The organism is Sinomicrobium oceani (assembly GCF_900119185.1).
GTDB lineage: Bacteria > Bacteroidota > Bacteroidia > Flavobacteriales > Flavobacteriaceae > Sinomicrobium > Sinomicrobium oceani.
On sequence record NZ_FPJE01000021.1, the window covers coordinates 44,592 to 59,914 of the forward strand.

Consider the following 15,323-nt stretch of genomic DNA (forward strand, 5'->3'; position numbering starts at 1 on the left):
TTCCGTATTAAAATGTCAAAATTCGGTGAATTAATAGATATCAATGTTCCGGTCTTGTTGGATTTTTATACCGATTGGAATGAGTCATCTACGGCTATGCATCCCGTGCTTCGCGACGTGGCTGCTGCGATGGGAGATAAGGCAAAGATCATTAAGATCGATGTCGATAAAAACCAGGAACTGGCTAATGCACTTCGTGTAAAAGGCCTGCCCACTCTTATGATCTACAAAGGAGGGGAGATGGTCTGGCGCCATAGTGGCGAGCAGGATGCCAATACCCTGATAGGACTGTTGCAGGGACATATCTGAAAAAAAAATCCTCTCCGCCTGAAAGTAACGGAGAGGAAAATAATAGCTTTTTGATCTTTTCTTCTATTGTTGTTCCGTGTCGGAGGGCAGTTTTCTATACCCCATTTCATACAGTGTAAAACCAAAGACATCCGCGGTCTGCTCTATTGTCTTGCTTATCGGTGTTCCGGCACCGTGACCGGCATCGGTCTCTATACGGATGAGTATAGGGTTGTCTCCTTTTTGTTTCTCCTGTAACGTCGCTGCAAACTTAAAACTGTGTGCCGGCACTACCCGGTCATCATGATCTGCAGTAGTGATCAGCGTTGCCGGATATTCGGTATCTTCCTTGATGTTGTGCAGCGGAGAATACCCCATTAGGTATTTGAACATGGCTTCGTTGTCTTCGGAAGTCCCGTAATCATAAGCCCATCCGGCCCCCGCCGTAAAGGTATGGTAACGGAGCATATCCAGAACTCCTACGGCAGGTAATGCTACTTTCATGAGGTCAGGGCGCTGTGTCATGGTTGCACCGACCAGCAGTCCGCCATTGGAACCTCCCCGTATAGCCAGGTAATCGGGTGAAGTGTACTGGTTTTTGATGAGGTATTCGGCAGCAGCTATAAAGTCGTCAAATACATTCTGTTTTTGCATCTTCGTCCCTGCATCATGCCACTTTTTGCCATATTCACCACCACCCCTAAGGTTGGGAACCGCATAAATACCGCCCTGTTCCAGCCAGATGGCATTGGGAGTACTGAAGCCGGGCTGCAGGCTTACGTTAAACCCTCCGTAACCATAAAGTATGGTCGGGTTCTTACCGTTGAATTCTATCCCTCTCTTGTAGGTGATGATCATGGGAACACGGGTGCCGTCTTTGGAGTTGTAAAAGACCTGTTCGGATATGTAATCATCCGGATTAAAATTGATTTTGGGTTCCCAATACAGTTCAGATGAGCCGTTTTCGATGCTGTAGGTGTACAATGTGGCAGGAACGTTGTAATTGGTAAAAGAATAATAGAGTTTTTCCTGGTCTTCTTTACCTCCGTAAATACCTATAGTGCCTATTCCCGGTAATTCCATTTCGCGTACCTGTTGGCCTTCATAATCGTATTGGTACACCCTGGAGATTGCATCGACCATATAATTGGTAAACAGATACCCCCCACATTTGGTAATATTCAGCACATGCTCGGTTTCGGGAATGAGGTCTTTCCAGTTTTCCGGTTTCGGATCGGCTGCATCGACAGTAACTACTTTTTTGTTAGGTGCATTGAGGTTGGTAACGATGTACAGCTGGGAGCCGTTATTGTCCAGGATATACGAGTCGCTGTCTTCCGTATCGGTGATGGTAGTAAGTTCCGGCTTAGCTGCTTCCATGTCCATAATAAAAAGCTTATTACCAGACGTGGCGTTTGCAGCGGATATGATAAGATAGCGCTGATCTTCGGACATGCCGCCCCCTACGTAACGGTTTTTTTGTTCCGGGGTACCTCCGAAAACTACAGTGTCTTCACTTTGCGGAGTTCCCAGTTTGTGAAAGTACAGTTTGTGCTGATCGGTTTTTGCCGAGAGTTCGCTGCCGTCCGGTTTGTCGTAACTGGAGTAGTAGATCCCTTCATTGTTCCTCCAGGATATTCCACTGAACTTAATATTCACCAGTGTATCTTCTTTAATCTCTTTGGAAACGGCATCCATTATGATAACCTTTCTCCAGTCGCTTCCTCCTTCAGATATAGAATAGGCAAAAAGACTTCCGTCTTTGGAAAAATCGGTTTCACCGAGCGAAACCGTACCGTCTTCGGAGAAGGTGTTGGGATCGAGGAAAACTTCTTCCTTGCCATCATCATTTTTACGGTACAATACGGATTGGTCCTGTAGTCCGTCATTTTTGTAATAATAGGTGTAATCACCTTCTTTTCGTGGGGCTGATATTTTTTCGTAATCCCATAGTTCTTCAAGGCGTTCTTTGAGTTGCTGGCGGAACGGGATTTTCTCCAGAAATTCATGAGTGAGTTTGTTTTCTGCTTTTACCCACCCGGCAGTTTCCTCAGATCGATCGTCTTCCAGCCAGCGGTAGGGATCTTTTATTTCCGTATTGAAATACACATCGGAAACATCGGTTTTTTTGGTTTCGGGATACGTCAACTTCATGGTTTTATTCTCTTCTTTTTCTTCACAGGAACACCAAAGGAGCGGCGCTGCGATAGTCAGTATTACTAATTTTCTCATTTCGTTTGTAGTTAATGTAGTCTTTGAATTTCAAAAATAAGGTAAAATGAGAGGTAAAAGAAAACCATACGGATGCTTTTGAAGATTATAGTTGTTAAATCTATGTGAAATGAGTGGTGAAAAATTGTTTGGTCTGGAGGTGGAAATAGTATATGGGCTGAAATCAGCTGATATGGAGAGATTTTTTCGGAGAAAATCACTCTTTTACCTGATATATACAAAAGCACCGATTTTAACAATAAGTTCTTTTTTAATGTTTTATTAATCAGTTTTTTAACTTGTTTTTGATGTAGTCCGAATTAAAGAATTATAACCCTCAATTCATAAATCCACGCTACAACTTGTTGCAGGGATGAATCGAACATTTTACTTTTACCCTGTCTGAAAAAAGAGGCATTTGCAAGTAGCTTTTAATATTTTGAGGTGTTATGTTACCGTATTTAATTTGTGCTTATATATAAAGATTTTCAGGTTTTAGGGGGACCACAAAGGGGTGGTGTTCAGGATAAGCAATGTATGCTGTCACCCTCCTTTGTGGATTATACAAAAAAAACAGGCTGTGAAAAATAGCCTGTTTTTTTATGTTTATAGGGTATTGCAATAAATAGCGCTTTATTTCTACTCTACATGCACGTGAAAGCTGATGTCCATATCGGTTTCCCCACCGGCATCATCAAGCCCTGTATTGGGTTTTTTCGGTTGATGGCGAAGGATGACACGGAAATCTCCATGGCCCTCTGCACCTGTGGTCAACGAAAATTTAAGTCCTACAGGGTTGTCCGATCCGTTAGATAAGTAGTCGTTTTCCGTATCCGCATATGTTGCGGTGATGCTCAGCTCACTTCCTATGGGTTGGAAGAAAAACTGGTGTTCATCGGCTTCTTCTTCGATTTCCGCTGTGATATTCTCAACGGGAGATACCGACTCATTCAATAATACGATAGCGCCTGTATAGGTAACGTTAGGTTTCAAAGCACCGGATACGACACCCTGGACACCTTCATGGTCATGGTCATCCTCGTCGTCCGATTCTCCTTCGTGGTCGTGATCATGGCCCAAACCGCTTTCATCGGAATATGTCATGGTCACATCTTCTTCGCCTTCTGCCCGTAAGGTGATGGTAACCGATGTAATGAGTTCTTCCTCGTTGACCGGAGCGGGATTGTCGTCATCGCTGGAACAGGAAGCGAAAACTAATATTCCTGTAAAGAATAAGGCAAGTAATTTGATTGCTTTCATAGTGAAAATGGTTTATAAATTAATAATTAATCTTGATCTGTAATTGAAAGTTCCGCCCCAGGTCATCCGAGAAAAACCGGAGTTTGTTCAGATAATCCCTGTAGCTTGTATTGAAAATGTTATTTGCGGAAAGCCCGAAGGTTATTTCCGATTTTTTTACAAAAGGAAAACTTGCGGAAGCATCGACCCCCAGCAGGTGATAAGCCCCGGGAGGTGTACTGATATCCACTTCACGGTCTACATAAGCTCCGTTCTCTACAACCCGAAGGTCAAAGTTATTGTCCGGATATTCGTTTTGTCTGAATACATAGTCGCTTCGGACTGTGAGTTGCAGGTTCTTCCATTCCGGTTTGGAAAAGGTGATCCTGTTTGATGTATTGGCCGGGGGGATGTCTATAAGTGGTCTGTCCCGGGTAACATCCCTGGCGTGAACGTATGCCGATTTATTGGTGTACGTCCAGTTTTCGGAAAGATGATAGCTGAAGTCGAAATCAATTCCGAAGAAGCGCGCGTTGACCTGTTTGTATTGCCAGACCGGAAAAGCTCCCCGTATGGTGAGTTCTCCCCCCGAAGGTTCCAGTAAGATAAAGTCGTGTATGTAATTGGCATAAGGAACGACGGTAACATGTAGTTTTTCGTTGTTTCTCGAAAAAGAAAAGGAAAACTTGTGTGAGACTTCCGGATTCATACGCAAATCCCCGAGTTCTATAGCCGCAGCGGAATGATGTAGTCCGTCACTGAAGAGTTCTGCCGGATTGGGAGCTCTGCTGGCCAGTGCATAGTTGAAAAGGATATCGTTATTTCCTGTTTTATAATGCAGACCTGCGGTTCCGGAGATATTGTGAAAATCAAATACCGGATTGGTCAGCCATTGGTCTCCGTAATCCTCTGTAATGATGTCTCCGAAATCTTCATCATAGCCCTGTTGTTCCCAGCGGTTTTTGCGATAGTACTTTTTGGCATCGAGATGGGAATAATCGTACCGGATACCGGCATCGAGTACGAGCGCATCGTTGAGATACTGGGATATGGAGGCAAAAGCCCCGGCCTCGTATCTTTTGTAATCGGGGATAAGCCTTCGTACACCGGTTTCCGGATCGGGGATGTTATTCTGGTAACGAAGCAGTATCCCGGCATTGATCTTCCGGCCGCTATGGGCATCGAACTTAAAGTCGGAAGACAGCGTATGGGTAGTCAGCTCCATATCCATGGCAGGGACGCCCTTTAGGCTTCCTCTTCGGATGTCGTATTCCTGGCGGTTGTTGTGCTGAAAATCGTATTGCACGTTCAGCCTTCCCAATTTTTCGAAACGCTGAAAATAGCGGATTTTGGCAAGGTGATGGGTTACCTCCTGTTTAGGCGCATTGATATCGTACGAAAAAGGCTCTACCACATAAGGTTGTCTGCTGTTGATCGCATTGAGCAGATCTTCCTGGCTACCGATGTGGGAAGACCTCAGGATACCGATCTCGTTACGATAAAAGCTGTAATACACATCGAATCCGTGTGTGAACTTATTGAGCCCGAAGGAAGTGGTAAAAGCCTGCTGTGCATATCCGGTATTGGTCAGGGAGTAGTCCGGCGCCTTAAAATCGCCGAAACGCTTTGCCGTTCCCTGCGCAGACCAGTACCATCCGTTTTCGTAGCTTTTGGTCAGAGAAGACATTAAAGATCCCCCGCGACCGTTAGTGGCACCCGATACCAGTGTTTTACCGTAAAGAGTGTCTTTGACCGGGATTCTCATCGGGTCTGCAATGATAACACCTCCTATGGCGTCTCCTCCGTATTGAAGCGCTGCAGCACCTTTTACCACCGTGAGGCTCCCGGCTGCATTCAGGTCGAGATTGGGAGCGTGTTCCATACCCCATTCCTGGTCCTGTAACCTTACGCCGTTGTTCATAGTGATAATCCGGCTGCTGTGTAATCCCTGTATCACAGGCTTTACTATAGCGCTACCTGTATTCAGGGAAGAAACACCGCTTATTTCCTTGAGGGCATCCCCGAGCGAAGCACTGCTGTATTTTTCAATGATCTGCTCATGAAGGACCTGTTCGGTACCGGAATTGGTCACCGGATGGTTCCTGTCGCCCTGTACGACAACTTCCTTGAGTTCTTCAAGGTGATGCTCCAGCGTAATGCGTTGTTCGGTGTTGCCGGAAATTTCGATGCGCATGATCCGTGTAGTACAGGATTCATGAGAGATCTCGACCTCATAGCTGCCCGGGCAGATGTTCTGCATGGCAAACTTCCCGTCGATATCGGTAACCGTAATGTTATCGGTACCCAGGATGTGAACCATGGCGTTCTCTAACGGTGTACCGTCGTGAAAATCTACAACAGTTCCCGAAAAGCCGGATTGACAGTTCTGCGAGCATAAAATTCCTGTGTTTCCGAACACGAATAACAACAGGATTAAAGGAAATGGAAACTTCATAAGCCTTTAACGGATTTTAAATTAGATGTGGGTGCGGGGAAAAGAAAACTGTCCTCGCTAAGAAGGGGTAATGCGGCTTCCTGATCTGGAAGGTAACGTGACCGGATCGTCAGAGATCGGGTTAATGGTATCTCGCTGTGGTCTGGAACAGACTACTATTCGCAGTATGGACGTAATAGCCTGCGATACTGTAATCAGTATAAAATAGTGAATAGAAGATCCGGACGTGCCGCTTAAGCTAAGGGAGGAGCCCTTAAAGATCGCACGTCCCTGGTTGCTGTAAAGAAAACAGGGGTGTAAGTGTTATTGTAAGTGGCGTAGCAAACTGGATCTACCGGGGTACAACTTATAATTTCCGGCGTATCAAATGCAGAGAACTTAAATTCACATAGCGGACATTTCGTTACCGAAGCGGTAATGGAACTATGTTTATCTGGTGAAGAAGAAGATGTTTCGGCAGCGTGATCTATAATGTGATAAGCCTGAAACAGTATTGCGAATAATACTGCGGCAACAATAGAAAAACTGATATGTGCCTTAAATGCCTTCATCCGAGGCAAAAGTATAAAAAACAAAACAGACCTGAAGCTGCCTTTAACAAAATCTTGGAAAGTTCCGTGTTATTCTTACGAAGTGCAGGCGAAAACCACGGTGCTATATGATGTAAAAAGTGTACTGAACCGGGGTCCAGCACACTTTTTTATCATGGTCGGAAAATCTTGAGATTATTTGGCAAGCCCGTTGGCAAGCAGGTACTCTGCGACCTGGACAGCATTGGTTGCAGCTCCTTTTCTGAGGTTGTCAGCAACGATCCACATATTCAGGCTATTGGGTTGAGAGTGGTCCCGGCGTATGCGCCCTACGAACACATCGTCTTTCCCTTGTGCATATATGGGCATCGGGTAGGTGTTGGTGTCGGGGTTGTCCTGTACGGTTACTCCGGGAGTTTCGTTGAGAATACGGCGAATATCCTCGACTTCGAAGTCGTTTTCGAATTGCAGGTTTACCGATTCGCTGTGTCCGCCAACTACAGGTATCCGAATGGCCGTTGAGGTCACGGCTATGCTGTCGTCGTTTAGTATTTTCCGAGTCTCCCGAACGAGTTTCATTTCTTCTTTGGTGTACCCGTTTTCTTCAAAAACGTCGCAATGGGGTAATGCGTTGCGGTGAATGGGGTATGGATAAGCCATATCGCCCTGTACGCCTTCGTATTCGTTTTCGAGTTGGCGTACGGCTTTAACACCGGTACCTGTGATAGACTGGTAGGTAGATACTACCACCCTTTTGATCCCGTACCTGGAATGCAAAGGAGCCAGAGCCATGACCATTTGTATGGTGGAGCAATTGGGGTTGGCGATAATTTTATCGTCTGCGGTGATTTCGGAGGCGTTGATCTCCGGAACAACAAGCTTTTTACCAGGGTCCATCCGCCACGCCGAAGAATTATCGACAACAATAGTTCCGGCAGTAGCAAATTTCGGGGCCCATTCCAGAGAAGTAGCGCCGCCTGCGGAGAATAGTGCAATCGCAGGTTTGGCAGCTACGGCATCGGCAAGGCTGATGACCTTATAGGTTTTTCCCTGGAAAAGAATTTCTTTTCCTACGGACCTCTCCGAGGCTACGGGCAACAACTCGGTTACCGGGAAACGGCGCTCTGCAAGCACCTGTAACATGACTTCGCCTACCATTCCGGTGGCTCCTACGACTGCGATTTTCATACGCTTATATCAACAATAATGGTTAAACAATTTTGAGTTAGCAAAAGTAGGTATAAAAACCGTACAGGCAAGTTCTTTACAAAAGAAATATAATTTTAAAACAAAATGTTTTATTTGAAACATTTCATTGTTTTCGCTGATTGAGGGAGTGATGTAGGAGCCCGGTTTGCAGGTAAAAAAAGACCCTCCGTTTCGGGAGGGTTTAATTTAGAATATATAGTGAAGCGGTCTATTGTTTCTTCAGCAAATCCCTGATTTCGGCAAGCAGTTGTTCCTGGGTAGGCCCTTTTGGAGCTGCAGGTGCCGGTTTTTCTTTCTTCTTTGTTCTTTCATAGGTTTTAAGGATCATGAAGATACAGAATCCTATGATGATGAAATCAATGATAAACTGTATGAAATTCCCGTAATTGATCGTCACTGCTGCCTGGGTTATTTCCCCCGAAGCATCGGTTACTGCGTCTTTTAGTTCGATTTTGAGATCCGAAAAGTTGACATTACCCAACAGCAATCCGATAGGAGGCATCAGGATATCATTGGTAAAGGAAGATACGATTTTACCGAATGCCCCGGCTACGATTACCGCAGTGGCCAGATTTACGATATCTCCTTTCAGTAAGAACGATTTAAAATCTTTGAAAAAACCCATAGCTGTTCTAATATAAATTATACAATTTGAAATACGGTGTTATCGTGCTAATATACAAAAATGTCATTTTATTAACAGAATAATATTGAAAATCGACAATTGTGATTATTCTACCGGTTCTTCCATAATCTCCAGGGAATCATTGGCAGGGCCGTTATATGACTTCTCAAGACGATCGAGGAAACTGTTGAAGGTATCCGTTTGTTTCTTGCCAAAGCTTTCCTCGTCGTTATCGACGACTACATCCAGAACACTTCGGTACCGCTGAATGTCATAGATGACATTGTCCTGTGACGTAAAGGCTTTTCCGGAAGAGAGATAGTAGGACAGGTTTTCCTGGTATTTCTCTGCGATCTTCAGGAAGAGTTCCCGTGCTTTTTCGGTTTGTCCCGTTTTGTAATAACCATCGACAAAAGGTTCGAGGAAAACATAATAGCCGTAGTATTCGAACGGAAATTTCTCCATGACAAGATCGATGATCTCTTTTGCCTTTCCTTCCTGACCTTCTTCCAGGAGTGCCTGGGTGAGACGTGCCAGATTGCTTCGGTAGGAAATACTGTTTTTGCGTGTTTCCGGATCGTGATAGATGTCGCCGGAACCGGAATTACCCCATGCCCATTTCTGGACAATGCTGTACATCAGGTCACTGTCGATACGGCCCATTTCAAAATTGCCCTGCTCCACCGGGGTTTTTATAGGTACCAGTTTATAAACCATACCATCCAGTTGGAGATAGTCTTTCATCCACAGATATTCTGCTGCGGAGAAACTTCCCCCGGTAAAATAGATGGGACGTGTCCAGTCGTTATTGGCGAGGATGTCGAGCATCATCATCCGGTTTTTACCTATGGCATTTTGGGGTAGGTCTATATCGATATAATCAACGATCAGCGCACTGTCTTTGGCTTTGACCAGGCCGCTTTTAAGAACATTTTCCTTATTCACGGGTACCCTGATCTTATTGGTAGGATAAAATATGGTGCTCTTGGTGTTTTCCGGATACTGCCTTACATCGCCACCCTGCCGTCGGATCAGGTTTCCTATGGTGTTGTCGTCATTGGCTACCCAGTCCATAAACCGTTTGATGTCCCAGCGTTCTTCGGTAAGCTTCTGGTAATAGATGGCATCCCTTACCCCGTAAGCGTACTGGGCATGCGTGAGCTGAGAAGGAATAGGATCGCTTTCGTATGCTTTTCGCTTCATCTGGTCTATGTACCAATCCGTAGCAAAGAGACTTGAATTGATGACGCGTACATCCGTACGGTGCCCTTCGATCTCCTGGATGTACCACAAACCGAAGGTGTCATTATCACCTATAGAAAATATAATGGCCCCGGCATCTTCCTGAATAGAATTCAGGTAATTCCGCGCAATGGCTTCGGCGGTATATCTGCCCGAGCGGTCGTGGTCGTCCCAGTTCTGATAAGCCATAACCGTAGGAACGGCCAGCAGGCATATCAGCGTAGCGGCAGGGGCAAGTATTTTCGGAGCTATCCGTCTTTTCAGTTCCTCGTAAATACCGAGTACACCGATACCTATCCAGATGGCAAAGATGTAGAATGACCCGACGAGAGAATAGTCGCGTTCCCGGGGTTCAAAAGGTCTTACGTTAGTATAAAACTGTATAGCTATTCCCGTAAACATGAAGAAAACAAAGAGTGCCCAGAATTGTTTGGGGTTTCTCCGTATCTGGAACACAAGACCGATAATCCCCAGGATCATGGGTAGAAAGTAATAGGTGTTTCTTCCCTTGTTATTCAGTTCGTCCGACGGCAGGTTGTCCTGTGGCCCCAGGTGCCATTCGTCTATAAATTTTATACCGCTCAGCCAGTTACCGTGATTGTCCATTTTGCCCTGGATGTCATCCTGACGTCCTACGAAATTCCACATAAAATACCGCCAGTACATATAACCGAACTGGTATTGCAGCATAAATTGTATATTGTCTGATAACGTGGGTGGGTCGACTTCGATGTACTGCCCGAATTGTTGCAGGAAATTTACATAACCATCTTCATCGATTTTTCCGTTGGAAAAGTCTTTGCGGAACTGATTGGTGGCACTTTTGAGTTCGGTATTGGAAATGTATTCCGATTTGATACGGAAATCGAGCGGTCGGGTAAAACGCATATAGTTTGCAGCGTGCTCGGTACTCCACATTCTGGGCAGTAGCCCTACATGTTTACTGTTGGAGTTGGGAATGGAGTTTTCGTAATGGTTTACGATAACATACTTCCCGGTTTTTTTGTCCTGCTCGTATTTGGGTTTGTCATCTTTATAAGGATTATCCGGGTCCTGACCTGCAAACATGTCGGAATACATCGCACCGTAAACGGGGCTGTCAACTCCCGGGTATTGTTCCCGGTTGTAGTAGGCGAGAAGTGCCCGGGCGTCGGCCGGATCGTTTTCGTTGATCGGGGTATGTGCATTAGCCCTTATGGGCAGCATTAACCAGCACGAAAAGCCGATAAACATAAACAGGAAACACAGTACGATGGTATTGACCTTGTACAACTGATTTTTCCTGGTATAGTTCAGGGCAAAGTAAAAGACGGCAATAAAGATAAGCCCCATGATGATCGTTCCGGAATTGAACGGGAGCCCGATAGTATTTACAAAGAAAATCTCACTCCACCCGAAGAATTTAAGAATATAGGTCAGGGAGAATTTATAGACGAGCAGAAGCACGACCACTACGATGATATTGGCCAGCAAAAAGTTCTTTATCGTGGTTGTCCTGTATTTTTTAAAGTAATAAAGCAGCCCTATCGAAGGGATGGCCAGGAATCCCATAAACTGGACCCCGAAAGTCAATCCGGTGACCAGAGCTATGAGGATCAGCCAGCGGTTACCTCTCGGAGAATGCATTTCGTCTACCCATCTCAGACCGAGCCATAACAGCAGTGCCATGAGAAAACTCGCCATGGCGTAGACCTCTGCTTCTACTGCACTGAACCAGAAGCTGTCGGAGAATGTATAGGCCAATCCGCCCACTGCACCGCTGCCGAGTATAGCGATAGCTGTAGGAAAGGATACTTCCCCTTCACGGACTATCATTTTTCCGGCCAGGTTGGTGATCGTCCAAAACAGGAATAATATGGTAAAAGCACTGGAAAGTACCGACATGAAATTAACCATCAAAGCCGTATATTCCATACTTGGGGCAAACATGGCAAAGAAAGCGCCCAGCATCTGGAAAAGAGGCGCCCCGGGAGGGTGCCCTACTTCGAGCCGTGCCGAAGTGGAAATGTATTCCCCGCAATCCCAGAAACTCACTGTCGGTTCAACGGTGAGTACATAAGTCAGTAAAGCGATGGCAAACACGATCCATCCGGTAATGGTATTCCATCGTTTAAATATATCTGTCGTCATGAACTTGATTTTCTCTAAAAGGGCGAATTTAATAATAATTCGCTATATAAAACTTGTTTTTATCCACATTTAAAGCTTTTCAGAGCCTTCCGGCCTGCCTGGATGCATAGAGGTTTTCCATCCGGTCCAGGTATCCGTTGAACATATCACTTTGGGTTTTTGCAAAAGGTTTACTGTCATTTTCGGAAACGATATCTACCAGTGCCCGGTATCGCTGAATACCGAAAAGGATGTCTTCGGAAGCTGTCAACGGGTGTTCTCCGGCCGAGAGGTAGTATTCCATATTTTCCCGGTATTTTTTGCTGGTCCTCAAAAAGAGTTCGCGTGCCCTGGCGGTTTCACCGGCCTGGTAATACCCGGTAATAAACGGCTCGAGGAAGGTGTAATACCCGTAATCGTCCAGGGGCATTTTTTGCATGGCCAGATCAATAACTCTGACGGCCTTTTCGTTTTGGTTTTCCTGCAATAAGGTCTCGGCAAGCCGTGCCATGTTGATCCGGTAGGAGATTGCCCGTCTGCGGATTATGGAATCGTGGTAAATGCCTTCCTCATCGGAATTACCCCAGTCCCATTGCATGACCTTGTTGTACATGAGTTCGCTGTCTATCCTGCCCATCTCATACGGATGCTCTTCGGTTACCGGGGTGCGTATAGGTACGAGTTTGTAGGCCATTCCATCCAGTTGCATATAATCTCTGAGCCAGAGATAGTCTGCGGGATCAAAACTTCCCCCGGTAAAATAGAGTGGGCGTTCCCAATGGTTGTTGGCCAGGATATCGAGCATCATCATCTGGCTTTTGGTGATGCCGCCTCGGGGTAGGTCAATATCGATGTGGTCGGCAATAAATTCTTTGTCTTCAGGGTTTACCAGTCCGGTCCGTATAACCTTTTCTTTATCCACGGGGACCCGGATCCTGTAAGTAGGGTAGAAGATGGCTTCTGCGAAAGAAGCGGGATATTCGTCTAAAGAACCTCCCTGTTTTTTGATGAGGTTAGCTACGGTATGTTCATCATTGGCAATCCAGTCCATAAAACGATTGATGTCCCAGCGTTCCTCTGTCAGGGGCTGATGGTACAGCACATCTCTCGTTCCGTATACATATTTTGCATGTGTCATCTGCGAAGGTATGGGGGTGCTCTGGTGTGCTTTTCGTTTCATCTGGTCGATATACCAGTCGGTGGCCAGGTAACCGGGGTACACTACCCGTACATCGGTCCGGTATTTTTCTACTTCCTGGGCATACCACATCCCGAAAATGTCATTTTCTCCCATGGTAAATACCAGGGCATCTGCATCTTTTTGTATGGAGTCGAGCGTATTCCTGGCCATGGCCCGTGCTATATAACGACCCGATCTGTCATGGTCGTCCCAGTTCTGGTAAGCCATTACGGCAGGAACTGCCAGCAGGCAGATGATTTTCAGTGCCGGTGCAAGTATGCCCGGGGCTATCAGTTTGCGGAGACCGTTAAAGAGTGCAAACACGCCCATACCTATCCATATGGCAAAAATATAGAAGGATCCGACAAGAGAATAGTCCCTTTCTCTGGGTTCAAATGGTCTTACATTGGTGTAGAACTGTATGGCTATACCCGTAAAAATAAAAAAGACAAAAAGTACCCAGAAGCGCTTCGGATCTTTTCGCACCTGAAAGAGTATTCCGGCCAGCCCCAGTAATAGCGGAAGGAAAAAATAAGTGTTCCTGGCCTTGTTGTTTTTCATGTCAGCAGGCAGGTTGTCCTGGGAGCCGATGAATTTTTTATCGATCGCATTTATACCACTGAGCCAGTTGCCGTTATTGTCCATTTGTCCCTGTACGTCGTTTTGACGCCCGGCGAAGTTCCACATGAAATATCGCCAGTACATATATCCGAACTGGTACCCGACCATGAATTTTACATTGTCCCATAGCGAGGGTGCGGCTACGCGAATATAAGGACTCAGTTGCTGAAGAAAATCGACATAGCCTTTTTCATCGATCCTGCCCGAATTGTAGTCGGCCTGAAATCTGTTTATGGTATCTTTCAATTCCTTATTGCCTGTGTATTCCGGTCTGATGGCAAACTCCGGTACGCGCGATAATTTGATATAATTTGCAGCGTGTTCCCGGCTCCACATCCGGGGAAGCAGCCCTACATGTGCGCGGTTTGGATTGGGAATAGTATTTTCGTACGTATTGACAATAACGTACTTTCCTGTTTCCGGGTTCTGTTCGTATTTGGGCTTGTCGTCCCGGTAAGGTCTTTCCGGGTCTTTTTCGGCAAACATATCGGAGTACATGGCTCCGTATAGGGGCGAGTTGGCGTCCCCGTATTGTTCCCGGTTGTAGTAAGACAATAGCAAACGTGCATCGGAGGGGTCGTTTTCATTAATAGGAGTATGGGCATTGGCCCTGATGGGGAGCATGAGCCAGGAAGAAAAACCAATACACATAAACAGCATACAAAGTACCGCGGTATTTGCAGTGTACAATCTCTTTTTTCTGGTGTAGCGATGGGCAAAGGTAAATGCGCCTGCAATCAGGCACACTGTGATCGTACTTCCGGAGTGAAAGGGAAGGCCTGTGAGGTTGACAAAAAATATTTCGCTCCAGCCGAAGAGCTCCAGGGTGTATGTGAGTGAAAACCTATAGACGAGTATGAGGGCGACTACGGCAATCAGATGTGCGATGATAAGTCGTTTAAGACCGAACGAACGATATTTTGTAAAGTAATACAGCAATACTATCGAGGGAATAGCAAGAAATGCCATAAAGTGTAGTCCGAAGGCCATCCCCGTAACCAAGGCGATGAGCAGTAACCAGCGATTCCCTCGGGGTGTGCCCATGGCATCGGTCCATTTTATACCCAGCCATAAAAGGAGTGACATGAGTAAACTGGCCATAGCATAGACCTCCGCTTCCACGGCGCTGAACCAGAAAGTGTCCGAAAAAGTAAAAGCCAGGGAGCCGATAACGCCACTGCCGAAAATAGCTATAGCCGTGGAAACAGGAGTTTCATCCGGGGATGACGCCATTTTTCGGACCAGGTTGGTGATGACCCAAAACATAAATAAGACGGTGAAAGCACTGGAGAGTACGGAAATGTAGTTAACCGTCAACGCAATATCTTCCGGGCTTGCTGCAAAATTAGCAAAAACAGCTCCGAGCATCTGAAATAAAGGGGCTCCGGGAGGATGCCCTACCTCGAGAAAAGAGGAGGTTGCGATATATTCTCCACAATCCCAGAAACTCACCGTAGGCTCTACGGTAAGCCCGTAAGTAAGTAGTGCTGTAAAAAAAACAAGCCAGCCCAGTATGGTGTTCCATCGGTTGAAAGTAGTTGTTTTCATCGGTATTGAAAAGGTTTAGACAGTGAAAATACGCATTTGAAAAACATGTTTTCTTAAAGAAAGGTT

8 protein-coding genes are annotated in these 15,323 nt (G+C 45.8%); 1 reads left to right on the top strand and 7 read right to left on the bottom strand.

Annotation, left to right across the window (positions count from 1 at the left end; translation table 11 throughout):
- Positions 1–12: 12 nt before the first annotated feature.
- Positions 13–309: a thioredoxin family protein gene (locus BT112_RS16600; protein WP_072318509.1), complete on the top strand. Its 297-nt coding sequence runs from the start codon at positions 13–15 to the stop codon at positions 307–309.
- A gap of 63 nt (positions 310–372) precedes the next feature.
- On the opposite strand, the gene BT112_RS16605 is transcribed toward BT112_RS16600, so the two are convergent.
- The 7 genes from BT112_RS16605 to BT112_RS16635 all read right to left on the bottom strand — a co-directional run bounded on the left by BT112_RS16605 (position 373) and on the right by BT112_RS16635 (position 15,257).
- Positions 373–2,520: a prolyl oligopeptidase family serine peptidase gene (locus BT112_RS16605; protein ID WP_072318510.1), complete on the bottom strand. Its 2,148-nt coding sequence runs from the start codon at positions 2,518–2,520 to the stop codon at positions 373–375.
- A gap of 618 nt (positions 2,521–3,138) precedes the next feature.
- The gene (locus tag BT112_RS16610; RefSeq protein WP_072318511.1) at positions 3,139–3,759 is read right to left on the bottom strand and encodes a hypothetical protein; all 621 of its coding nucleotides are present in this window, start codon (positions 3,757–3,759) and stop codon (positions 3,139–3,141) included.
- Between the two features lie 19 nt (positions 3,760–3,778).
- Positions 3,779–6,193, bottom strand: a complete 2,415-nt coding sequence (locus tag BT112_RS16615; protein ID WP_072318512.1) for a TonB-dependent receptor — start codon at positions 6,191–6,193, stop codon at positions 3,779–3,781.
- A gap of 725 nt (positions 6,194–6,918) precedes the next feature.
- Complete coding sequence (locus BT112_RS16620) at positions 6,919–7,911, bottom strand: aspartate-semialdehyde dehydrogenase (protein WP_072318513.1); 993 nt, start codon at positions 7,909–7,911, stop codon at positions 6,919–6,921.
- A 229-nt stretch (positions 7,912–8,140) separates the two neighbouring features.
- The gene (gene mscL, locus BT112_RS16625; protein WP_072318514.1) at positions 8,141–8,557 is read right to left on the bottom strand and encodes a large-conductance mechanosensitive channel protein MscL; all 417 of its coding nucleotides are present in this window, start codon (positions 8,555–8,557) and stop codon (positions 8,141–8,143) included.
- A 105-nt stretch (positions 8,558–8,662) separates the two neighbouring features.
- Positions 8,663–11,929 carry a glycosyltransferase family 117 protein gene (locus tag BT112_RS16630; protein ID WP_072318515.1) on the bottom strand — a complete coding sequence of 1,089 codons (3,267 nt, stop codon included), beginning with the start codon at positions 11,927–11,929 and terminating at the stop codon, positions 8,663–8,665.
- Positions 11,930–12,008: 79 nt separating this feature from the next.
- Positions 12,009–15,257 carry a glycosyltransferase family 117 protein gene (locus tag BT112_RS16635; protein WP_072318516.1) on the bottom strand — a complete coding sequence of 1,083 codons (3,249 nt, stop codon included), beginning with the start codon at positions 15,255–15,257 and terminating at the stop codon, positions 12,009–12,011.
- Positions 15,258–15,323 lie beyond the last annotated feature (66 nt).

Excerpts from the sequence above, each read along its gene's own strand:
- BT112_RS16600 (WP_072318509.1), top strand. The coding sequence starts at position 13 with ATGTCAAAATTCGGTGAATTAATAGATATCAATGTTCCGGTCTTGTTG.
- BT112_RS16610 (WP_072318511.1), bottom strand. The coding sequence starts at position 3,759 with ATGAAAGCAATCAAATTACTTGCCTTATTCTTTACAGGAATATTAGTT.
- BT112_RS16620 (WP_072318513.1), bottom strand. The coding sequence starts at position 7,911 with ATGAAAATCGCAGTCGTAGGAGCCACCGGAATGGTAGGCGAAGTCATG.
- BT112_RS16605 (WP_072318510.1), bottom strand. The coding sequence starts at position 2,520 with ATGAGAAAATTAGTAATACTGACTATCGCAGCGCCGCTCCTTTGGTGT.
- BT112_RS16635 (WP_072318516.1), bottom strand. The coding sequence starts at position 15,257 with ATGAAAACAACTACTTTCAACCGATGGAACACCATACTGGGCTGGCTT.
- BT112_RS16615 (WP_072318512.1), bottom strand. The coding sequence starts at position 6,193 with ATGAAGTTTCCATTTCCTTTAATCCTGTTGTTATTCGTGTTCGGAAAC.
- BT112_RS16630 (WP_072318515.1), bottom strand. The coding sequence starts at position 11,929 with ATGACGACAGATATATTTAAACGATGGAATACCATTACCGGATGGATC.
- mscL (WP_072318514.1), bottom strand. The coding sequence starts at position 8,557 with ATGGGTTTTTTCAAAGATTTTAAATCGTTCTTACTGAAAGGAGATATC.